Source organism: Nonomuraea sp. NPDC003201 (assembly GCF_053590415.1).
In genome coordinates, this window is sequence record NZ_JBSFTC010000006.1 from 94,209 (window position 1) to 114,306 (window position 20,098).

The window sequence follows — 20,098 nt, forward strand, 5'->3', positions numbered from 1 at the left end:
TTTCGCCCCCCTCGCTGGAGCAGGGGTTTCCTGATGCAACGGGGCGGCAAGCGCTTTCATGGTACTCAGGGATTCTGCAAGCGGTTGCGTTAGGGTGGGCGACTGTGACAGTGACGATTCGTGATGTGGCCCGGGCTTCCGGTGTCCATGTATCGACCGTGTCGCGGACGTTCTCCGCACCGCACATGGTGAACGCGGCCACCCGTACCAGGGTGCTCACGGTGGCCGAGGAGCTGGGATACCGCCCCAACCGGGCGGCCAGGGCGCTCACGACGGGCCGCACCCACAACCTCGGCCTGATCGTGGCCGACATCGCCAATCCGTTCTTCCCCCCGCTGATCAAGGCGGCCCACTCGGCGGCCAGGCAGCGCGACTACCACCTGTTCGTGGCCGACACCGACGAGGAGGCGGCCACCGAGGAGGAGCTGGTGCAGGCGTTCTCCAAACAGGTGGACGGCCTGGTGCTGTGCAGCCCGCGCTCGTCCAACAAGGCGCTGGAACGGCTGGCCGCGCGGGTGCCGTTCGTGGTGATCAACCGGCGGCTGCGCGGCGCCGCCACGGTGCTGATGGACGTCGGCCACGGGGCCAGGCTGGCGGTCGAGCACCTGACCGGGCTCGGCCACCGCCGCGTGGCGCTCGTGTCGGGCCCGGCCGGCTCGTGGACCAGCGCGGAGATCCGTACGGCCGCCGAACAGGTGGAGGGTGTCGAGCTGGTCGTCATCGGCCCCAACGCGCCCACCGAGCGGGGCGGGCTCGCCGCCGCGCGGCGGGTGCGGGACTCCGGGGCGACCGGCGTGCTCGCCTACAACGACCTGGTGGCGATCGGGCTCATCGAAGGGCTCGGTGACCTGGGGCTGAGCGTGCCGCGGGACGTCAGCGTGATCGGGATCGACGACATCGTCTCCGGACGGCTGAACCGCCCCAAGCTCACCACTGTCGCCATGCCCACCGCCGCGGCCGGCCGGCTCGCCGTGGATCTGCTCATCCAGGAGGTCACGGCCACCACCTCGCTGGAGACGCGCCTGGTGATCAGGGACTCCACTGCTCCGCCACGGTAGCGGGTCGGCTGCAAACGGTTGTACTAACTGAGCAGCGAATTCATCTGACTTCTCGGACGGGCAGGCTCTCTACCTGGGACAACGTCGTAACGATATATCGGTAACGGCTATGTAACGTCTGCAAAGGGTTGACGTAACTTTCCCGCCAGCTATAGGAAAGCGCTATCCATTCACATCTCGCCGGAAGGTCCGTGAATGACGAATGAGTTCCGTCATGGCTGACACGGTGGCGGTGAAGACCCGAGCCCCGCGCGAACCGGCCACGCAGGCCGGCGGAGGCGGACCCCGCTCCCTACGCGCCCGCCGCGAGGCAAGGGCCGCCTACCTGTTCCTGGCGCCCTGGTTCGTCGGCCTGCTTGTCATCACGGTCGGCCCGATCATCGCCTCGCTCTACCTGTCCTTCACCGACTACAGCCTCCTCAAGGAGGCCAAGTGGGTCGGGCTGGACAACTACATCAAGATGTTCACCGAGGACGAGAGGTTCATGTCCTCGCTGAAGGTGACCACGATCTACGTGGTCGTGTCGGTCCCGCTGCAGCTGGCCTTCGCGCTGGCGCTGGCCCTGGTGCTCGACCGGGGGCTGCGCGGGCTGTCGTTCTACCGCTCGATCTTCTACCTGCCCTCGCTGCTGGGCGGCAGCGTCGCGATCGCGATCCTCTGGCGCAAGGTCTTCGGCGCCGACGGCCTGGTCAACGCGGCGCTGTCGATCTTCGGCATCCAGGGGCCCGGTTGGGTCGGCGACCCCGACACGGCGCTGGGCACGCTGATCCTCCTGCACGTGTGGACGTTCGGCGCCCCGATGATCATCTTCCTCGCCGGGTTGCGCCAGATCCCCAGCAGCTATTACGAGGCGGCGGCGGTGGACGGCGCCGGGACCCTGCGCCAGTTCCGCTCGATCACGCTGCCGCTGCTGACGCCGATCATCTTCTTCAACCTCGTGCTCGAGGTGATCAAGTCGTTCCAGTCGTTCACGCAGGCGTTCATCGTCAGCAACGGCAAGGGCGGCCCGGCCGACTCCACCCTCTTCTACACGCTCTACCTCTATCTGAAGGGGTTCAAGAGCTACGACATGGGCTACGCCGCGGCGATGGCGTGGATCCTGCTGCTCATCATCGCCGCCCTGACCGGAGTGAACTTCCTCGCGTCTAAGTATTGGGTCTTCTATGGCGACACCAAGTAGGCCGCTCCCGGTGCTGTTCCGCCCCCTCAAGGGCGGGCCGGTGGTCAAGCACATCCTGCTGATCGGCTTCGGCCTGGTCATGCTCTATCCGCTGCTCTGGATGATCTCCAGCTCGCTGAAGCCGGAGGAGCTGATCTTCCGGGAGCCGGGGCTGTGGCCCAGCCAGGTCACCTTCGACAACTACACCGAGGGCTGGACGGCGCTGAAGCACCCCTTCGGCTACTACCTGTGGAACTCCGCGGTCGTCACCGCGCTGTCCGTGGTGGCCAACCTGGTGGCCTGCTCGCTGGCGGCCTACGCCTTCGCCCGGCTGAACTTCCCGCTGAAGAAGCTCTGGTTCGCCATCATGCTGGGCACGATCATGCTGCCGCACCACGTCGTGATCGTGCCGCAGTACATCATGTTCTCGAAGCTCGAGCTGATCAACACGATCTGGCCGCTGGTGATGCCCAAGGTGCTGGCGACGGACGCGTTCTTCGTCTTCCTCATGGTGCAGTTCATCCGTACGCTGCCGAGGGAGCTGGACGAGGCGGCCGAGATCGACGGAGCGGGCTATTGGCGCATCTTCATCAGAGTGGTCATGCCGCTCTGCCTGCCCGCGCTGGCCACGACCGCGATCTTCACGTTCATCTGGACGTGGAACGACTTCCTCAGCCAGCTCCTTTACCTCAACAACCCGGACAACTTCACCGTCCCGGTCGCGCTGCGCACGTTCCTGGACGCCAGCAGCGACTCGCAATGGGGACCCATGTTCGCCATGTCGATCATCGCGCTCGGTCCCATCTTCGGCTTCTTCCTGGCCGGCCAGAAGTACCTGATCCGTGGCGTGGCCACGACGGGGCTGAAGTAGCTCCATCCACCCCCCAACAAGAGGAAACCCCTAGGAGGTAGAGCCGTGAGCTCTGGCAAGAAGGTGTGGTCGGCGGCATTGCTCGCCACCGCGATGCTGGCGGTCACCGCGGCCTGCGGCAGCGGCAGCGGCGGCGAAAGCGCCGATGGCAAGATCAAGCTGCGCTTCTCCTACTGGGGTAGCGCCGCGCGGCAGCAGATGACCGAAGAGGCGATCAAGAAGTTCGAGGCCAAGAACCCGACCATCGACGTCGAGGGCGAGTTCTCCGACTTCGCGGCATACTACGAGTCGCTGTCCACGAAGGTCGCCGCCAGCGACGCGCCGGACGTCATCACCCTCGAGATCCGCGGCCTGCGCGAGTACGCCGACCGCGGCACGCTGGCCGACCTGGCCAGCTCGGTCAACACCGGCGACATCGACCCCAAGGTGCTGGCCACCGGCGCCATCGACGGCAAGCAGTTCGCCATCCCCACCGGCGTCAACGCCTTCTCCCTGGTCGTCAGCCCGACCGAGCTGGAGGCCGCGGGGCAGAAGCTCCCCGACGACACCAAGTGGACGTGGGACGACTACGTCAACCTGGCGTCGAAGGTCAGCGAGAAGAGCGCCGGCAAGATCTACGGCACGCAGCAGAGCTTCAACCCGGCCTACCTCCAGATTTTCGCCGCGCAGAAGGGCGAGCCCTTCTACAACGGCAACAAGATCGGCGTCTCACCCGAGACGATCAAGGCCTGGTGGGCCACTCACCAGAACCTGATCAAGACCAAGGGCTCGCCCGACGCCGCCAAGACCGCCGAGATCGGCGCCCAGAGCGTGGACCAGTCGCTGCTGGCCACCGGCACCGGCGCGATGGGCATGTGGTGGAGCAACCAGCTCGGCGGCATCGCCAAGAAGTCCGGCAAGGACGTGGACCTGCTCCGGATGCCGAAGCTGCCGGGCGCCACCACCGGCGGCATGTTCCTGCAGCCCGCGATGTTCTACACCGCCTCGTCGAAGTCCGAGCACGCGGCCGAGGCCGCCAAGTTCATCGACTTCATGATCAACGACCCTGAGGCGGGCGGGATCATCCTCAGCGACCGCGGCCTGCCGGCCAGCTCCAAGGTGCTGACGGCGGTCAAGGACAAGCTGCCGCCCACGGACAAGAAGACGCTGGAGTTCCTCGACAAGGTCAAGGGCGAGCTGGCCGACCCGCCGGCCGCTCCGCCGAAGGGCGCCAGCGCCATGGAAGACATTCTCACGCGCTACTCCGAGGAGGTCCTGTTCGGCAGGATGACCCCCGACGACGCCGCGCAGAAGTTCATCACCGAGGCCAACGCCTCGATCGCAGGCTGAAGGAGAGACATGAAGTACGCGTTCGTCGGGCTCGGGCATCGTGCGCAGATGTATGTCGACGCGCTGCTCGGGGAGTGGCGCGACGCCGGCACCATCGTCGCCCTGTGCGACACGAACCGGACCCGCATGGACTACTACGTCGAGCGGATCGGTCACGAGGTGCCGCGCTTCGCGCCCGATGAGTTCGACAAGGTGCTCGAGCTCGCCGACGCGGTCATTGTCACCACCGTCGACGCCACCCACGCCCGGTACGTGTGCGCGGCGCTCGACGCCGGGCGCGACGTCATCGTGGAGAAGCCGCTGACCGTCGACGCCGAGGGCTGCGCGGCCATCGCCGAGGCGGCCGAGCGCAGCAGCGGCAAGCTGATCGTCACGTTCAACTACCGCTACTCGCCGCGTAACTCGGCCGTGCGCCGCCTGCTGCAGGAGGGCGCGATCGGCCGGGTGACGTCCGTGCACTTCGAGTGGACGCTCGACACCATCCACGGCGCCGACTACTTCCGCCGCTGGCACCGCGAGCGGATCAACTCGGGCGGGCTGCTCGTCCACAAGTCCACCCACCACTTCGACCTGGTCAACTGGTGGCTGGCCGCCGCCCCGCAGACCGTCTTCGCCCAGGCCGACCTGCGTTTCTACGGCTCGGAGAACGCCCGCGAGCGCGGCGTCACCGACCGTCCGGTCCGGGGCCAGGGCGCTCCGGGTCTCGGTACGGACCCGTTCATCCTGGACATCTCCAAGGACCCCCGGCTCAAGCGGCTCTACCTGGACGCCGAGCACGAGGACGGCTACCTCCGCGACCAGGACGTCTTCGGCGACGGGATCACCATCGACGACACCATGTCGGTGATGGTCCGCTACACCAACGGCGCCGTGCTCACCTACGCGCTGAACGCCTACGCGCCCGCCGAGGGCTACCGGGTGGCGTTCAACGGCACGGGCGGGCGGCTGGAGCTGGAGGTCGTCGAGCGGGCGTGGACCCCGCCGCACGCGGCCATCGACCCGAGCTCCGCCTCCAAGAAGCACAAGACCGACTCCTGGGAGAAGCTCACCCTGCACCGCCACTGGAGCGAGGCGGAGGAGGTGCCGATCGAGAGCGGCGCCGGCGGCCACGGCGGCGGCGACCGGCTGCTGCTGAACGACGTCTTCCGCGGCCCCGGCGACGACCCGCTGGCCCGGCAGGCCGGCTACCGCGACGGGATCCGCAGCGTGCTGACCGGCCACTCGGCCAACGTGTCGGCCGCGACCGGCGAGCCGGTGCACCTGGTGGACGACGGCACGCGTGTTCGCTGAGCTGGCCGAGGTCGCCGCCGCGCAGCTCGGGCCGTACCCGTCTCTTCCGGGGCCCGAGCTGCGGCGGGCTGCTCGCGCCGCGATGGGGGTGCTCGACCTGGCCGCCGGTGACGTGCGGGTCGAGCGCTCGTGGACGGACGGGGACCTCGCCGGGGAGGAGCTCTCCTGGTCGGTGGGGTTCGGGCCGCGCACCCACGCCTACCTCCTGCGTCCCGCTGACGCGGCCGGGCCGCTGCCCGGGGTGGTGGCGCTGCACTGCCACGGCGGGATGAAGTGGGTGGGCAAGGAGAAGATCGCCGACGGCCCGTCCGAACCTTCCCCCGAGGTGCGGCGGGTCCGGGAGTTGCTGTACGGCGGTCGCGCGTACGCGAACGAGCTCGCCCGGCGCGGGTTCGTGGTGCTGGCCCCCGACGTGCTCACCTGGGGGAGCCGCCGCTTCCCGCTCGGCGTCGGCGAGCCCGGCGCTTACGACGCGGCGGCCAGGGACCACGAGCACGTGGTCGCCAAGTACTGCGCCGCGCTCGGCACGTCCTTCGCGGGCGTGGCGGCGGGCGAGGACCTGGCCGCGGCGGCGTACCTCCGATCGAGGCCCGACGTGGGCACCGTCGGATGCGTCGGGCTCTCCGGAGGCGGCCTGCGGGCCGCGCTGCTCGGCGCGTTCGACCCTGACATGCGGGCCGTCGTGGTCGCCGCGATGGTCTCGTCCTACCGCGACATGATCGACGGGTACGTCGAGAAGCACACCTGGATGCTCTGGCCGCCGGGGCTGCCGCGTCTGGGCGACTGGCCCGACCTGGTGGCCGCCCGCGCGCCCGAGCCGCTCATGGTCCAGTACGCCCTGCGCGACGAGCTCTTCCCCGAGCCGGGCATGCGCCGGGCGCACACCATGATCGAGGAACGTTATCGCGAGGCTCCTGACGCCTACGAGGCGGTGTGGGCAGACGTGCCCCACAGCTTCGACGTGACCAGGCAGGAGCAGGCCTTCGACTGGCTGGCTCAGCGGTTGAAGGCCTAGGAGAATGCCGCCGCCCGGGCCCTGCCCCCGGGCGGCGGCGCTCTGCGTTCATTGGCCGAGCCAGCTCGGCGGGCTGAGATGGATGTCCTCGCTTCGCTGCGGATCCATCTCAGCGGCTAGTTACCCGACTTCCACGTGGCGATGAGCTTGTCGTAGTCGAGCGTCTCCGGCTTGCCCCGCTCGTCGGCCAGCTTCGGCGCGGGCGCGCCCGGCTGGTCGAGCCAGTACTGGGCGGGCCGCTCCGGGTTCAGCTTCGGCGCGCAGTTGCCGCCGTAGCCGCGCCGCTCCAGCCGGGCCAGGATCTCGTCCTGCTGCTTGGCCAGGTTGTCCATCGACTGCTGGGCGGTCGTCTCACCGGTCACCGCGGTGGCCACGTTCTGCCACCAGAGCTGGGCGAGCTTGGGATAGTCGGGGACGTTCGTCCCGGTCGGGGTCCACTGCTTGCGGGCCGGCGAGGCGTAGAACTCGATGAGCCCGCCGTACTTCTTGGAGTTCTCGGAGAAGAAGTCGCTGCGGATGTCGGAGTCGCGGATGAACGTCAGGCCCTTGATCGACTTCTTCAGCGACACCGACTTCGACGTGACGAACTGCGCGTACAGCCAGGCCGCGGCCCGGCGGTCCTGCGGCGTGTTCTTGAGCAGCGTCCACGAGCCGGCGTCCTGGTAGCCGAGCTTGTTGCCCTGCTTCCAGTAGGCGCCGTGCGGGCTCGGCGCGATGCGCCACTTGGGCGTGCCGTCGCTGTTGACGACCGGCAGGCCCGGCTTGGTCATGTCGGCCGTGAACGAGGTGTACCAGAAGACCTGCTGGGCGATGTTGCCCTGCGCCGGGACCGGGCCCGCCTCGCTGAAGTTCATGCCCGCGGCCTCCCGGGGCGCGTACTTCTTCAGCCAGTCCACGTACTTGGTGAGCGCGTAGACCGCCGCGGGGCCGTTGACGTCGCCGCCGCGGGTGACCGACGAGCCGACCGGGCGGCAGTTCTCGACTCTGATGCCCCATTCGTCCACCGGCAGGCCGTTGGGGATGCCGGGGTCGCCGTTGCCCGCCATGGACAGCCAGGCGTCGGTGAAGCGCCAGCCCAGCGACGGGTCCTTCCTGCCGTAGTCCATGTGGCCGTAGACCTTCTTGCCGTCGATGGTCCCGTTGCCGTTGATCTTGTTGGTGAAGAAGTCGGCGATGTCCTCGTAGGCCGCCCAGTTGACCGGGACGCCCAGGTCGTAGCCGTACGCGGCCTTGAACTGCTTCTTGATCTCCGGGTCGGTGAACCAGTCGTAGCGGAACCAGTACAGGTTCGCGAACTGCTGGTCGGGGAGCTGGTAGATCTTCTTGTCGGGGCCGGTGGTGAAGCTGATGCCGATGAAGTCGTCCAGGTCGAGCGTGGGCGAGGTGACGTTCTTGCCCTCGCCGGCCATGTAGTCGGACAGCGGGAAGACGTAGTCGCCGCGCGAGTGGGTGCCGATGAGGTCGGAGTCGTTGACGTACGCGTCGTAGATGTTCTGGTTGCCCTGGATCTGGGTCTGCAGCTTCTCGATGACGTCACCCTCCTGGATCAGATCGTGCTTGATCTTGATCCCGGTGATCTCGGTGAACGCCTTGGCCAGTGTCTGAGACTCGTACTCGTGGGTGGTGATCGTCTCGGAGACCACGTTGATCTGCATGCCCCGGTACGGCGCCGCGGCCTTGATGAACCAGTCCATCTCCGCCAGCTGCTGGTCCTTGGACAGGGTGCTCGGCGTGAACTCCTCCGTCACCCACCGCTGCGCCGCGGCCTTGCCGTCGGACTCCTTGAAATCACTCGTGGGCTTCTTCGCGCCCTGCGTGCAGCCGGCCACTACCAGGACGAGCGCGGCCAGACCTACCGCCGCGGACCTGCCTGCCCGATGCCTCATCGCTCGGCTCCTCCTCTGTTAGCCCCATATCCCGATCACGACCGCCACCAGCAGCGCGCAACCGAGTGCGAGCCACATGGACAGGTCGGTGACAGCTATCCAGCCGGCCAGCACGACGGCCGCGCTGATCAGGCCGATGTAGAGCCGGTCGCCACGGTCGGTCTCGATGCGCAGGAAGCCGCGCCTGGCCACGGGAGGGGAGACACGGGCCCAGACCGCCATGACGACCAGCAGCAGGGCGAGCCCGGCGAACACCAGGGCCGTCGGGACGGTCCAGACCATCCACTCCAGCATCCCTAGACCCTCCCCATGGTGAATCCCTTGGCTATGTAGTTGCGGACGAACCAGATGACGATCGCGCCGGGGACGATGGTGAGCACGCCCGCCGTCGCCAGCAGCGCCCAGTCCACGCCCGCCGCGCTCACCGTCCGCGTCATCGTGGCGGCGATCGGTTTGGCGTTCACCGAGGTGATGGTCCTGGCGATCAGCAGCTCGACCCAGCTGAACATGAAGCAGAAGAACAGCGTCACGCCGATCGCGGACCGGATCATCGGCAGGAATATACGAATGAAGAAACGCGGCAGCGAATAGCCGTCGATCGCCGCGGTCTCGTCTATTTCCCGGGGAATTCCCGACATGAAGCCCTCGAGAATCCACACGGCGAGCGGCACGTTGAAGAGCATGTGCGCGATGGCGACGCCGAGGTGCGTGTCGAAGAGCCCGACGCTCTGGTAAATCTGGAAGAACGGCAGCAGGAACACCGCCGGCGGCGCCATGCGGTTCGTCAGGAGCCAGAAGAACAGATGCTTGTCCCCGGCGAAACGGAACCGCGAGAACGCGTACGCCGCCGGCAGCGCCACGACGAGCGACATCACCGCGTTCATCGAGGTGTAGATGATGGAGTTCAGATAGCTCGAATACCAGGAGGAGTCGGAGAAGAAAGTGGCGTAGTTGTCGAACGTCACGCGCTGCGGGATGAGCGAGAAACTGCCGAGGATGTCCTCGTTCGGCCGGATCGACATGCCGAACATCCACAGCAGCGGCAGCATCAGCGTGGCCACGTACAGCCAGAAGACCGTCCGTGCCCAGGGCAGTCGCCGTTCGGTGCGTCTGGCCATCGGGTCACCTCCCCGACCTGGTCAGCACGGTGAAGAAGACGTAGCAGAGGATCTGCACGATCAGGAAGTAGAGCAGCGAGAACGCGCCGGCCGGGCCCAGGTCGAACTGCCCGACCGCGATCTTCGACAGCAGGATGCTGAGGAAAGAGGTGGCGTTCCCCGGGCCGCCGCCCGTCACCACGAACGGCTCGGTGTAGATCATGAAGCTGTCCATGAACCTGAGCAGGATCGCGATCGTCAGCACCCCGCGCAGCCTGGGCAGCTGGATGTGCCGGAACGTGGCCCACGCCGACGCGCCGTCGATCTGCGCGGCCTGGAAGTACGGCTCCGGGATCGAGCGCAGGCCCGCGTAGGCCAGCAGCGCCACCAGCGGCGTCCAGTGCCAGATGTCCATGACCAGGACCGTGATCCAGGCGTCCGTGGAGTCCAGCGTGTAGTTGAAGTTGATCCCGAGGACGTTGTTGATCGTCCAGCCGCCCAGCCCGATGTCGCCGCGGGCGAAGATCTGCCAGATCGTGCCCACCACGTTCCAGGGGATGAGCAGCGGCAGCGCGACCAGCACCAGCGCCACCGACACCCAGAAGCCGCGGCGCGGCATCACCACCGCGAGCGCCACCCCGAGCGGGATCTCCAGCAGCAGCACCTGCGCCGAGAACAGCAGCGTCCGCACGAACGCCGAGCGCACCTCAGGGTCGCGCGAGATCGAGCGGAACCAGTCCAGGCCCACGAAGATCCGGTCATTGGGGTTGAAGACGTCCTGCACGGAGAAGTTGACCACGGTCATCAGCGGGATCACGGCGGTGAACGCCACCGACACGACCACCGGCAGCACCAGCAACCAGGCCCGGTTGTCCTTCCGCTTCAGGTCCGCGGCCCGCGGCTCCTCCTGGACCTCCGTCACGCCGTACCCCTTCCGTTCAAGGGCGCGAGGGAGCCGCACCTGACCTCGTCCCGGAACAGGAACGTCCGGTCCGCGGGGAAGTGGAGGAACTCGACCGAGTCGGGCCGGTAGGGCGAGCCCGCCTCGGTCCTGGCGATCATCGGGTGCTCGCCGACCCTGGCGTGGACCAGGTCGTACGCGCCCATCCGGTCGATCCCGGTCACCGTGGCCGGCACGCCCGGCGACCGGCCCGCGCCGCTGATCTCGACGAACTCGGGGCGCACCCCGATCCTGACCGGCCCGGGAGGCAGCTCGCCGGCGGCCAGGCCGACGTCCGCCTGGCCGACGCGTACGACGTCGCCGACGATCTCGGCCGGGAGCATGTTCATGCCGGGCGAGCCGATGAAGTGCCCCACGAACTCGTGCGCCGGTGACAGGAACAGCTCGGCCGGCTCGCCCGCCTGCACGATCGCCCCGTCGTTGAGCACCACGACCTCGTCGGCGAACGTCAGCGCCTCCGTCTGGTCGTGCGTGACGTAGACGAGCGTGTGGCCGGTGTCGCGGTGGATCTCCTTGAGCTTGCTGCGCAGCGTCCACTTCAGCGCCGGGTCGACCACGGTGAGCGGTTCGTCCAGCAGCACCGCCGCCACCTGGGAGCGCACCAGGCCGCGGCCCAGGCTGACGATCTGCTGGCGGCCCGCGTCCAGGCGGCGCGACCTGCGGCCGAGCAGGTGGTCGAGGCCGAGGAGCCGGGAGACCTCGCGGACCCGCTCGTCGATCTCCTTCTTCGGATATTTCCGGTTCCGGAGGGGGAAGGCGAGGTTGTCGTAGACCGACATCTCCTCGTACAGGACCGGGAACTGGAAGACCTGCGCGATGTTGCGGCCCGAGGTGGGTACGTCGGTGACGTCGCGGTCGTCGAAGAAGATCCGGCCCACCGTGGGGGTGAGCAGGCCGGAGATGATGTTCAGGAGTGTGGTCTTGCCGCAGCCGCTCGGGCCGAGCAGCGCGTACGCCCGGGAGCTCTGCCAGGTCCAGGTCATCGGCTTGAGCGCCCAGGTCTCGCCGCCGTCGTAGCTGTGGCCCACGCCTTCCAGGCGGATGTCAGCCATGCAGGTCGACCTCCGCGGCGCTGGTGGCGAGCAGGCGCCCGCCGTCCTCGTCGAAGACGAAGACGTGGGCCGGGTCCACGTACGCGACCGCGGACTCGCCGGGCGTGAACAGCCGGGTGCCCGTCAGGTGCGCGACCAGGTGCACGCTCCCCTGCAGGAGCAGGTGCACGAACGTCGCGCTGCCGGTCACCTCGGCCAGCCTGATCTCGGCGGGCAGCTCCAGCGCCCCCGGGCCGGCGCGCTCGATGCTCACCTGGTGGGGGCGGATGCCGAGCACGACCTCGCGGCCCGAGGCGTGCGCGCGGGGCGCGGGGAACGACGTGCCCAGGACCTCGATCCGGCCGTCCCGTACGACGCCGGGCAGCAGGTTGAGCGGGGGGTCGCTGAGCGTGGCGGCAACGGCCAGCGTCGGCGGGTGCGCGTACATCTCGGCCACGTCGCCGACGTGCTGGATCCTGCCCTCGCCCAGGACCACGGTCGGGGCGGCGAACGTCAGCGCCTCGTTCGGGTCGGCCGTGGAGTAGAGGACCACGCCGGGGGAGTCGGCGAACATGGTCTTCAGGTCGGCGCGTAACTGCTCGCGGAGCTTGAAGTCCAGGTTGGCCAGCGGCTCGTCGAGCAGCAGCAGGTCCACGGGGCGGGCCAGCGCGCGGGCGATGGCGGTGCGCTGCTGCTGGCCGCCCGACAGCTCGGCGGGGCGGCGGTCGAGGAGCCCCGCGATGCCCATGAGCTCGGCGACCTCGCGCACCCGGCGGTCGATCCCCGCGCCCCGGAACTTCGGGTCGAGGCGGAGGGGAGAGGCGATGTTCTCGTGGACGGTCAGGGAGGGGTAATTGATGAATTGCTGATAGACGAAGGCGACCGAGCGTTTCCGCACCGAAATCGCGGTGACGTCTTTTCCGTCGACCACGACGCGGCCCGAATCCGGCGGTAACAGTCCGGCGGCGACGCGCATCAATGTCGTTTTTCCCGCGGTCATCGGGCCGACGAGTGTGGTCATTCCGTTGGATAATTCCAGGCGAACGTCGTCAAGCCAGGTCTCCCCGCGCTGCCGTACGAAGACGCCATCGAGAATCAGCGTCACTGTGCCGGTCCTCTCTGCTCGCCTCCATCTAACATGATCTGTAACTGTGTGCAAAGAGGGCATGTGGTGTTGCTGTGCAGAATGTTACGGATGGGTAATCACGATTCGATGTCGGGCCAGCCGTGAACGGCCGGGCCTATCACTCCGGCGGCTTTTTCCCTGCTCATCGCCGTTATCTGAAGATTTTCGTGATCAGCTCGTGGAGTCGCTCCCGCTCGTCCGCCGTCAGCGGTGCCAGCGTCTCCCGTTCCACGCGCTCCACCAGGGCCCGACCCTGCTCCAGCGCGTCGCGGCCCGCGGGCGTCAGCGAGATCCGGTAACGCCGCCGGTCGGCCGGGTCGCGGTCGCGTTCGGCCAGCCCCGCGCCGATCAGCTCGTCCATCAGGCGCACCATGTCGCTCGGATCGAGCCCCAGCCGGTCGCCGATCTCGCGCTGGGCGGCGGGTCCGGAGTCGGCCAGCGTGGCCAGCACGGCGAACTGCCACAGGCTCAGCCCGGCCTCGTCCGCCAGCCGGGCCGCCACGGCGCGGCGGCTCCCCACCCCGACCTTGTGCAGGACGAAGGTCGTGATCGCGAGCAGGGTGGGCGGCAGGTCCATGCCCTTAGTGTAGGTTGTCACCAATAATTGGTAGTTACCCACTATTTCTCGCTGGAGGCCCTCCGATGGACGCGCTCTACCCCCGCCTGCTGGTGCGTGACTTCCCGGCCAGTGCCGCCTTCTACCAGGCCGTGCTGCGCGAGCTGCTCGGCGTCGAGCCGGTGAAGGTCCTGCCCGGATACGCCAACTGGGACATCGAGGGGCAGGCCGGGCTGGTCCTGTTCGGCCGGGACCGGCTCGCGGCCGCCGTCGGCACCGCGGACCTGCCCCAGGCTGCTCAGGACACGTCGATGCTGGTCATAAAGGTGGACGACGTCGACGCGGCCGCCGACTGCCTGGGCCGCCACGGCGCCACGGTCGTCGCCCCGCCCCAGGACCGCCCCGACTGGGCGCCCACCCTGCGGACCGCGCACCTGCGCGACCCGGAGGGCAACCTCATCGAGCTCCAGTCGTACTGATCATGGAAGATCTTCAGGGGAGACCTTCGGAGGAGGTCTTCACGGGAGGATCGAGTCCACGTAGCCGCCGTCCACCCGCACCGCGCCGCCCGTGGTCGCGGAGGCGAAGGGCGAGCTGAGGTAGACGACCATGTTCGCGATCTCCTCGGGCTCGATCAGGCGCTGCAGCAGCGACTGCGGCCGGTGCTCCCGCATGAACGCCCGCTGCGCCTCCTCCCACGGCAGCTCCTTGTCCACGAGCTGGTAGACGAACTCCTCCACGCCTCCCGTGTGCGTCGGCCCGGCGAGCACCGAGTTGATCGTCACCCCCGTGCCAGCCGCCGCCTTGGCGAAGCCCCGGGAAACCCCCAGCAGCGCGGTCTTCGTCATGCCGTAGTGGATCATCTCGACGGGGATGGCCACGGCGGAGTCGCTGGCGATGTACTGGATCCGGCCCCAGTCGCGCTCGATCATGCCCGGCAGGTACGTACGGGTGAGCCGGACCGCGGCCAGCACGTTGACCTCGAAGTAGCGCCGCCACTCGGCGTCGTCGATCTCGAGCGCGGGCCTGGCCCCGAAGATTCCCAGGTTGTTGACCAGGATGTCCACCTGCGGCAGCGCGTCCAGCACCGCCGCGCAGCCCTCGTCCGAGGTCACGTCGCCGGGCGCCTCGATCAGGTCGCCGACACCGATCTGTTCCATCGCCATCGCGACGGAGCTCTCGGTGCGGCCGTTGATCCCGACGCGGGCCCCCGCCAGCGCCAGCCCTTCGGCGATGGCCGCCCCGATGCCCTGGGTCGAGCCGGTGACCAGCGCGGTCTTGCCGCTGAGATCGATGCGCACCATGTCATTGTCCGTGATCAGGTGCCGCAGGTCACGCCGGGACACGTGCACGGCGCGCCGGATGCGTAGGCTTGGGGTGGCGTGGAAGGGGCGTGGGTGCACCGGATCATCCTGTGGCTGGTCGTGGCGGGCGCCTTCGTGGCGAGTCTGGTCGTTCCCGGCGACTCCTCCGGGGTGGAGGAGTGCCAGTCGCGCGACACCCGGGTCGTCGCCCCGTACGCCGTCACCGGCTACTGGGTCATCCCCCGCGCCGATCCGTGCGTGACGCGGCGCATGGTCGAGGCCGTCCACGCGATCGGCGGCGACACGCTCATCACGTTCGGGCCGAGGTTCAGCGCCCGCGAGGATCCCGTCTTCGCCGACTGTCTCGTGGACGGGCGGCCGTGCGCCGAGGTGCCCGGGGTCCGTCACGTCTACACGTACGTGACCAGCGAGGAGTTCGGGAAGGGGCTGCTGCGCTGCCCGGGGCTGGACCGGCGGATCGAGAGCCGGGGCCGGATCTTCTACCGGGTCTCGCTGGCCGGGTCCTGCGCGGACCCCGTCCAGGATCTCGTGCTCGTCTCCACGGACGGCGACGGGCTCGGCAACCTGATGGCCGAGGCGGCCGCGTACGGGATGACAGTGTTCCCCGGGCTGCCCGCCGCGCCGCAGCAGGAGGGCAAGCCGTGGGAGCCCGACCCCGCGCACACCCCCGCGCTGAGCGCCTTCACCGCGCGGGTGCTGGCCGACTACCGGGAGCGGTTCGGGAGGTCGGCGGCGTTGGGCGGGGTCTACCAGTCGTTCGAGCTGGCCATGCGGGGGCGGGGGCCGAAGGATCCGATCATCGAGCTGTACGCGGCCCAGCACGCGGTCGTCGCCGCGGCCCTGCCCGGGAAGAAGATCGTGGTCAGCCCGTACATCGACGCCCGGAGGGGGCGCGGGTTCCCGCCCGGGCAGGTGGAGAAGGGGCTGGCGGACATCGCCGCGACCCGGGCCGGGGCGCCCATGGCCGTCGCCGTGCAGGACGGGCGGGGGACGGGGAAGGTGCCGGTGTACGGGGTTCATGAGGGGGAGGCGCCCGTCGCTCCGCGATTGGCGCCGGTGGTCGGGGATGTGAGCAATGCCCGGGCGTACTACGGGTCCACGCGCGACTACATCGAGGCCGCGGCGCGGCGGGTGCCGTCCGGGGTGGAGCTGTGGGTGAACGTGGAGGGGTTCGAGCCGACGCCGGTGGACGGGGAGTGCGGGCGGGTGGATCCGCTGCCGTTGCGCGGGCGTACCACGAAGGGCCGGATCGACTCGCAGGTGATGGCGGCGGGGACCCATGCCGGAAAAATCATCTCTTATGGCTGGGATCCGTTCTTCACCTGCCAGGCCCGCTACGACACGCCCTCACTGGCCGACGACATCGTGAACGGCTGGCGGCAGCCGATCATCGTCGGCGCCACCCGCAAGGAGATGAACGGGCGGCAGGGCATCCTCGTCGAGGGCTACAACCTGCGCGGCGGGACGCTCCGCTTCGACCCGCAGGGGGCGGTGGTCAGGCAGGAGTGGTACGGGCGGGGGCGGCTGGAGTCGGCGTGGGCCCCGTACGTACCCACGGGCCCCTGGACCTCGATCACCGCCACGAACGAGACCGGCCACTCCAGCACGAGCGGCTACACGATCCGTTAGGTGAGTGCGGAGACGAGGATGTCCGCCAGCAGGGCGGCCTGGCTGCCGTCCTCGTCCAGGTCGGGATCGAGGATCGTCACCTCCAGGCCGGCGGCTCCCGGCAGCTGCGCCAGGCCGCGGATCAGCTCCGTGAGCTGCGCGGCGTCGAGCCCGCCCGGGGTGGGGGAGTCCACGGCGGGCAGCACGGACGGGTCGAGGACGTCGGCGTCCACGTGGATCCAGAACCCGTCGAGCTCGTCACGCACCAGCACCTTGCTCGCGTCGTCGAGGGAGATGTCGGTGCCCGGGAGGTGCGCGATGCCGCTGTCCGCGATGTCCCGCAGGTCCTCCTCGTCCCGGACCCCGATCACGATCACGTCCTCGTCCCTGATGTACGGCCGCAGCCCGTCGATGTCCGCCAGGTAGTCGTCACCGCGCCCGGTGATCAGCGCCAGGTCCTCCCCGGCCGCCGCCCCGACGTGCGGGCTGTTGCCCAGGTGCCGGAAGTCGGCATGCGCGTCCAGGTACGCCACCCCGTACCGCCCGCTCCGGCGCAGGGCGAGGGCGGGGCCGAGCAGGATCGAGCAGTCGCCGCCGAGCAGCACCGGGAACCCTCCCGCCGCCCGGATGCCGGTCACCTCGTCGGCGAGCCTGCGGGCGTAGGAGGCGATGGCTGGGCCGTTGCGCACGCCGCTCCCGGGCTCCCAGGTGGCGACATAGCGGGGCGGGACCAGCGTCCCCGCGTCGGCGGCGCCGAGCCGCTGCACGAGGCCCGCGTTCCGCAGCGCCCAGGGGGCTTTGTAGCAGCCGGGGATGGTGTCGGGGGCGAGCGGGCGCAGGCCGAGATTGGACGGGGCGTCGAGGACCGTCAGGTGCCTGTCAGGGGTTATTCTGTTCATAGTCGTGACGGTAACAGAGGGAGGATGGATGCGCCAGTTCGCTGAAACGGGTCTTGTGGCACTGGATCTGGCCAACACGTGGGACGAGTACCTGGACGACCCGGAGCGCCTGCCCGACTTGGCGGCCCTGCACCGCTTCTGCCACGAACTGCACCTTGCACCGGAGGCGCGGGCGAAGGTGCTGCCGGTGGGGGAGCCGCTCAGTGGTGCGCCGGGCGAGGACTCGGCAGGAATCGGCGGGCCGGACGCGGGGGACCTGCGGGCCGTGCGGGCGGTCCGCGAGCGGCTGCGTGCCGTGCTGTCCTGCGACCCTCCCGATCGGACGCGCGCCCTTGCGCGGTGGGCGGGCGAGCTGCCGATCCGGGTGGTGGTGGAGGAGTCGGACGGCGCGCCACGCCACCGCCTCACCGCACCGGAGGGAGCCGACCTCGCCGAACGGCTCGCCGTACGATCCGTCGCCGAGCTGCTCGACCTCGCCGCCACAGGCGACTGGGAACGGCTGCGCCTCTGCGCGGCCGACCCCTGCAAGGACGCTTTCGTGGACCACAGCCGCCCGGGCAAGCGCCAGTTCTGCTCGACCCGCTGCGCCAACCGCGCCCACGCCGCCGCCTCCCGCGCCCGCCGCCGCTGAGCCTCGGGCGTACGACGATATCCCGGCGACCGGCGCGTGTACCGGTCCGGCGGAGATCTGGCCGATCTTGCGCTGGATCTTCTACAGGGGATCGGGATGATGTCGGGCGCGAACGCCTCCATGAGGTCCGCTGGAGAAGGTCGTCTGGTCGCGCCGCCCGCTCATCGCGTTGTCATGGCGCGTCGCCGGATGTGCAGGGGTGTCGTTGGCGTGAGTGGCTGGGCTGACGCGATGCCGGTTTCATGCAGGGCGTGATGGAGGGGATTCAGGTATCCCAGCTGTGGGCGGTCGGGCTTCAGCTGAGCCGGATCTTCAATCGAAGAGCTCTTCGGCGGTGGTGGCCTTCAGTGATCGGACGAGCCAGCTCTCAAGGAGGGCGAGGTCGGTGCATGCCAGGACTCTCTCCCGGATGGAGTCCGAGACAGGTATGTTGCGCTGCTCAAGGATCTTCAGCACGGACTTCGCTTCGCCACGAGCCTCACCTTCGGCCCGTCCTTCGGCCCGGAGCATCTCCGCGAACTCGGACTTGAATCGATAGTTCTGCATGGCCATCAGAGATCTCCAGATCTGCCGGGCTTTAGTGTTTCCGAGGCCTATTTCCGTTTGTTCGGCGAGGTATGCGGCGGTGTCGGTGTCGACCGCGGTCAGCGCGACGTCCAGGGCCTTCAGTATCGCATTGACCTTGGGTGAACGCGCATGTGTGAGTGCCGAGAACATGGTGAGCACCGCGTCTTCGCACGCTTCGGCCGGGTCGATGATCTGAGGCACGTTGTCAGGGCCGAGCGCTATGGGATGGACGATCAAGCACGGGCAGCCGGGCAGGCCGATCCGTTTCGGCTCGCGGGCCCATGTGGCCGTGGCCTCGTCCTGGCAGGTCACGAGGAGCATGGCGGGACAGCGGAACTTGATGTGCGCGTGGCTGAGGTAATAGGCCCACGCAGACGCCTTGTCGTCGTCTATGCGTGATTGTGACTCGATGATCACCACGGTTTTGGACCCCCACCGGGAGGTGAACATCATCACCGTGTCAGCGCGCCGCTCAATCGGCACTATTTCCGTCATGTCGGTATCGACTACAGCGACCTCGGAAGGCGTCGGGAAGTCGATGTCGAGGATCTTGAAGGCATGAGCGAACAGCTCTGGTTTGTCGCGGAAGATGCGATGGAGTGCCTCATGCTGGGAGGAGGGCATGGGCGGAACGTTATCACTCGATGACTCTAAGCTAATACGGATGTGTCGAAGCGCGCACGGTTTGCCTGGGCGAGGGCGCGCCGGCGTTACGCGAACCGCGCCACGAAGGCGGGTCCGCTTCGCAGGAGCCCGGTGACCAGAGGGTGGCCGGGTGCGCCCGGCGGTGGGTGCGGCGCTCAGGTCGTGGGGAGTCGTTGGAGGGATCCCGGACGGTCGCTGCGCGTCGGCGCTGACGCTCCCCGCCACCTCCCGTGCTCACGCCGCCGCCCTTGCCCGGGTCGGGTGCCGCAGCCGGCTCGCTTCCGCAGTCGGCTCGCCACCGCCCCCGGTGCGGTGTCCTGTCTCCGTCCGGTGGTTGCGGATCGCGTGGTGTGTTGCCGACGTGGGATCCGGTCGCATGCAGGCGTGGGCGCGCGGCGTCCCGCGCCCGCCGCCGCTGAGCCACCCCGCTACCGATGCTGCCCCCTGCTCCCGAAGGCCGCTGCCCCCGCGCCCCCTGTGGCGGCATCCGGGCACCGGGAATTGTCGGTCAGGGTAGATAGCTTTCGATCATCCCCCCGACGATGGAGGTTGGTCGATGTATCGACAGGGCGACATCCTGATCATGCCCGTGCCGGAGGAGTCCGCCCCGCGCACGCTGCGGCCGGAGCCGCGGGACGCTCGCGGGCGGCTGGTTCTGGCCTATGGCGAGGCCACCGGACACTGCCACGCGATCCCCGGCCCCGGCACCCTGGCCGGCGGCTTCCTGCACCTGCCCGAAGGCGGGCGGCTCGTGCACGAGGAGCATGCCGCGATCTCACTGCCCAAGGGCTGGTACAGGGTGATCAGGCAGCGTGAATACGTGCCCGGCTCCTACCGGGTGGTGGCCGACTGATGACGACCTTGACGTGGGAGCAGGTGGCCGTGGCCACCGGGCCGGGCGAGGACCCGGAGGCGGCCGTCCGGCAGGCGTACCGCGAGGCCGGGCTGGCCGAGCCCGAACACGGCCGCGTCCTTGCCCGCGTCGGACACCCAGCCGCTGGTCAGGAAGACCGTGGCCGGGAAGTTGTAGCGCTCGAGCAGGGG

20 protein-coding genes and 1 pseudogene are annotated in these 20,098 nt (G+C 68.8%); 10 read left to right on the forward strand and 11 right to left on the reverse strand.

The window, feature by feature from the left end; all coding sequences use genetic code 11:
* The first annotated feature begins 104 nt into the window (after positions 1-104).
* The 6 genes from ACWDX9_RS05140 to ACWDX9_RS05165 all read left to right on the forward strand — a co-directional run bounded on the left by ACWDX9_RS05140 (position 105) and on the right by ACWDX9_RS05165 (position 6,722).
* Positions 105-1,058: a LacI family DNA-binding transcriptional regulator gene (locus ACWDX9_RS05140; protein ID WP_364244367.1), complete on the forward strand. Its 954-nt coding sequence runs from the start codon at positions 105-107 to the stop codon at positions 1,056-1,058.
* Between the two features lie 214 nt (positions 1,059-1,272).
* Entirely contained in the window at positions 1,273-2,238 is a 966-nt protein-coding gene (locus ACWDX9_RS05145) for a carbohydrate ABC transporter permease (protein ID WP_350728614.1), read from the forward strand.
* A complete protein-coding gene (locus ACWDX9_RS05150) occupies positions 2,222-3,088 on the forward strand; it encodes a carbohydrate ABC transporter permease (RefSeq protein WP_449949276.1) in 867 nt (288 codons plus the stop codon). Before ACWDX9_RS05145 ends, ACWDX9_RS05150 begins: the two co-directional genes overlap by 17 nt.
* 45 nt (positions 3,089-3,133) lie before the next feature.
* Positions 3,134-4,417 (forward strand): extracellular solute-binding protein, encoded by a 1,284-nt coding sequence (locus ACWDX9_RS05155; RefSeq protein WP_449949278.1) that lies wholly within the window; start codon positions 3,134-3,136, stop codon positions 4,415-4,417.
* A 9-nt stretch (positions 4,418-4,426) separates the two neighbouring features.
* On the forward strand, positions 4,427-5,707 hold the full coding sequence (locus tag ACWDX9_RS05160; RefSeq protein ID WP_350728617.1) for a Gfo/Idh/MocA family protein: 1,281 nt from the start codon (positions 4,427-4,429) through the stop codon (positions 5,705-5,707).
* Positions 5,697-6,722, forward strand: a complete 1,026-nt coding sequence (locus ACWDX9_RS05165) for a dienelactone hydrolase family protein (RefSeq protein ID WP_449949281.1) — start codon at positions 5,697-5,699, stop codon at positions 6,720-6,722. The genes ACWDX9_RS05160 and ACWDX9_RS05165 overlap by 11 nt, the downstream gene beginning before the upstream one ends.
* Positions 6,723-6,838: 116 nt before the next feature.
* Here ACWDX9_RS05165 and ACWDX9_RS05170 read toward each other — a convergent pair whose 3' ends face one another.
* From ACWDX9_RS05170 to ACWDX9_RS05200, 7 genes are all read right to left on the reverse strand, one after another.
* Entirely contained in the window at positions 6,839-8,608 is a 1,770-nt protein-coding gene (locus ACWDX9_RS05170) for an ABC transporter substrate-binding protein (RefSeq protein ID WP_350728619.1), read from the reverse strand.
* 18 nt (positions 8,609-8,626) lie between these two features.
* Positions 8,627-8,902: a DUF2160 domain-containing protein gene (locus ACWDX9_RS05175; RefSeq protein ID WP_350728620.1), complete on the reverse strand. Its 276-nt coding sequence runs from the start codon at positions 8,900-8,902 to the stop codon at positions 8,627-8,629.
* A gap of 2 nt (positions 8,903-8,904) precedes the next feature.
* A complete protein-coding gene (locus ACWDX9_RS05180; protein ID WP_378525702.1) occupies positions 8,905-9,657 on the reverse strand; it encodes a carbohydrate ABC transporter permease in 753 nt (250 codons plus the stop codon).
* A gap of 73 nt (positions 9,658-9,730) precedes the next feature.
* Entirely contained in the window at positions 9,731-10,627 is an 897-nt protein-coding gene (locus ACWDX9_RS05185; RefSeq protein ID WP_364244379.1) for a carbohydrate ABC transporter permease, read from the reverse strand.
* Positions 10,624-11,718, reverse strand: a complete 1,095-nt coding sequence (locus ACWDX9_RS05190) for an ABC transporter ATP-binding protein (protein ID WP_449949285.1) — start codon at positions 11,716-11,718, stop codon at positions 10,624-10,626. The genes ACWDX9_RS05185 and ACWDX9_RS05190 overlap by 4 nt, the downstream gene beginning before the upstream one ends.
* The gene (locus tag ACWDX9_RS05195) at positions 11,711-12,865 is read right to left on the reverse strand and encodes an ABC transporter ATP-binding protein (protein ID WP_449949287.1); all 1,155 of its coding nucleotides are present in this window, start codon (positions 12,863-12,865) and stop codon (positions 11,711-11,713) included. Before ACWDX9_RS05195 ends, ACWDX9_RS05190 begins: the two co-directional genes overlap by 8 nt.
* A 109-nt stretch (positions 12,866-12,974) precedes the next feature.
* Entirely contained in the window at positions 12,975-13,421 is a 447-nt protein-coding gene (locus ACWDX9_RS05200) for a MarR family winged helix-turn-helix transcriptional regulator (protein ID WP_449949289.1), read from the reverse strand.
* Positions 13,422-13,465: 44 nt separating this feature from the next.
* Between ACWDX9_RS05200 and ACWDX9_RS05205 the strand changes: the two genes are divergently transcribed.
* On the forward strand, positions 13,466-13,858 hold the full coding sequence (locus ACWDX9_RS05205) for a VOC family protein (protein ID WP_449949291.1): 393 nt from the start codon (positions 13,466-13,468) through the stop codon (positions 13,856-13,858).
* A gap of 39 nt (positions 13,859-13,897) precedes the next feature.
* On the opposite strand, the gene ACWDX9_RS05210 is transcribed toward ACWDX9_RS05205, so the two are convergent.
* The gene (locus tag ACWDX9_RS05210) at positions 13,898-14,680 is read right to left on the reverse strand and encodes an SDR family NAD(P)-dependent oxidoreductase (protein WP_449949310.1); all 783 of its coding nucleotides are present in this window, start codon (positions 14,678-14,680) and stop codon (positions 13,898-13,900) included.
* 96 nt (positions 14,681-14,776) lie between these two features.
* On the opposite strand from ACWDX9_RS05210, the gene ACWDX9_RS05215 reads away from it, so the two are divergent.
* A complete protein-coding gene (locus ACWDX9_RS05215; RefSeq protein ID WP_449949294.1) occupies positions 14,777-16,333 on the forward strand; it encodes a hypothetical protein in 1,557 nt (518 codons plus the stop codon).
* On the opposite strand, the gene ACWDX9_RS05220 is transcribed toward ACWDX9_RS05215, so the two are convergent.
* Entirely contained in the window at positions 16,330-17,211 is an 882-nt protein-coding gene (locus tag ACWDX9_RS05220; protein ID WP_449949296.1) for an arginase family protein, read from the reverse strand. The genes ACWDX9_RS05215 and ACWDX9_RS05220 overlap by 4 nt on opposite strands.
* A gap of 28 nt (positions 17,212-17,239) precedes the next feature.
* On the opposite strand from ACWDX9_RS05220, the gene ACWDX9_RS05225 reads away from it, so the two are divergent.
* Positions 17,240-17,842, forward strand: a complete 603-nt coding sequence (locus ACWDX9_RS05225; protein ID WP_449949299.1) for a CGNR zinc finger domain-containing protein — start codon at positions 17,240-17,242, stop codon at positions 17,840-17,842.
* Between the two features lie 312 nt (positions 17,843-18,154).
* On the opposite strand, the gene ACWDX9_RS05230 is transcribed toward ACWDX9_RS05225, so the two are convergent.
* Entirely contained in the window at positions 18,155-19,033 is an 879-nt protein-coding gene (locus ACWDX9_RS05230) for a hypothetical protein (protein WP_449949301.1), read from the reverse strand.
* Between the two features lie 577 nt (positions 19,034-19,610).
* On the opposite strand from ACWDX9_RS05230, the gene ACWDX9_RS05235 reads away from it, so the two are divergent.
* Positions 19,611-19,907, forward strand: coding sequence for a hypothetical protein (locus tag ACWDX9_RS05235; protein WP_350728630.1), 297 nt, complete (start codon positions 19,611-19,613; stop codon positions 19,905-19,907).
* Here ACWDX9_RS05235 and ACWDX9_RS05240 read toward each other — a convergent pair.
* Positions 19,886-20,098, reverse strand: a pseudogene (locus ACWDX9_RS05240) (hypothetical protein); the annotation flags it as partial. The gene ACWDX9_RS05235 and the pseudogene ACWDX9_RS05240 overlap by 22 nt on opposite strands.

What these genes read in the sequence shown, in the direction of transcription:
- ACWDX9_RS05145 (WP_350728614.1), top strand. Translation starts at nt 1,273, where the DNA reads ATGGCTGACACGGTGGCGGTGAAGACCCGAGCCCCGCGCGAACCGGCC.
- ACWDX9_RS05150 (WP_449949276.1), top strand. Translation starts at nt 2,222, where the DNA reads ATGGCGACACCAAGTAGGCCGCTCCCGGTGCTGTTCCGCCCCCTCAAG.
- ACWDX9_RS05160 (WP_350728617.1), top strand. Translation starts at nt 4,427, where the DNA reads ATGAAGTACGCGTTCGTCGGGCTCGGGCATCGTGCGCAGATGTATGTC.
- ACWDX9_RS05170 (WP_350728619.1), bottom strand. Translation starts at nt 8,608, where the DNA reads ATGAGGCATCGGGCAGGCAGGTCCGCGGCGGTAGGTCTGGCCGCGCTC.
- ACWDX9_RS05175 (WP_350728620.1), bottom strand. Translation starts at nt 8,902, where the DNA reads ATGCTGGAGTGGATGGTCTGGACCGTCCCGACGGCCCTGGTGTTCGCC.
- ACWDX9_RS05180 (WP_378525702.1), bottom strand. Translation starts at nt 9,657, where the DNA reads ATGCTGCCGCTGCTGTGGATGTTCGGCATGTCGATCCGGCCGAACGAG.
- ACWDX9_RS05190 (WP_449949285.1), bottom strand. Translation starts at nt 11,718, where the DNA reads ATGGCTGACATCCGCCTGGAAGGCGTGGGCCACAGCTACGACGGCGGC.
- ACWDX9_RS05195 (WP_449949287.1), bottom strand. Translation starts at nt 12,865, where the DNA reads ATGCCCTCTTTGCACACAGTTACAGATCATGTTAGATGGAGGCGAGCA.
- ACWDX9_RS05205 (WP_449949291.1), top strand. Translation starts at nt 13,466, where the DNA reads ATGGACGCGCTCTACCCCCGCCTGCTGGTGCGTGACTTCCCGGCCAGT.
- ACWDX9_RS05220 (WP_449949296.1), bottom strand. Translation starts at nt 17,211, where the DNA reads ATGAACAGAATAACCCCTGACAGGCACCTGACGGTCCTCGACGCCCCG.
- ACWDX9_RS05225 (WP_449949299.1), top strand. Translation starts at nt 17,240, where the DNA reads ATGCGCCAGTTCGCTGAAACGGGTCTTGTGGCACTGGATCTGGCCAAC.
- ACWDX9_RS05230 (WP_449949301.1), bottom strand. Translation starts at nt 19,033, where the DNA reads ATGCCCTCCTCCCAGCATGAGGCACTCCATCGCATCTTCCGCGACAAA.
- ACWDX9_RS05235 (WP_350728630.1), top strand. Translation starts at nt 19,611, where the DNA reads ATGTATCGACAGGGCGACATCCTGATCATGCCCGTGCCGGAGGAGTCC.